Here is a 306-nt window from a genome sequence, read left to right on the forward strand (position 1 = left end):
GAGGGCCGGTGTGAAAGCCGCCTGAAGGAAGTGTCCGTTCCTTGAGAACTCAACAGCGTGCCAAAAGTCAACGCCAGATATGTTGACATCCCCGGCCTCAGGGTTTCCTGGGGTTGGAGATTCCTTTTGAAGTAAAACACTAGCGAGGACGCAGTGCGCGGGGCCGCCCTATTCCGGTGGTTGCCGTGCCGCTCAACGCGGGTGTAGACCCGATTACGGGTAAACATTCACGGAGAGTTTGATCCTGGCTCAGGACGAACGCTGGCGGCGTGCTTAACACATGCAAGTCGAACGGTGAAGCCCTTC

General features: G+C 57.2%; 1 rRNA gene. It reads left to right on the forward strand.

The window, feature by feature from the left end:
• Positions 1-226: 226 nt before the first annotated feature.
• Positions 227-306, forward strand: a 16S ribosomal RNA gene (locus IF01_RS0140955); the annotation flags it as partial.

This window comes from Kitasatospora purpeofusca (assembly GCF_000718025.1).
In the GTDB taxonomy this organism is placed as follows: domain Bacteria; phylum Actinomycetota; class Actinomycetes; order Streptomycetales; family Streptomycetaceae; genus Kitasatospora; species Kitasatospora purpeofusca.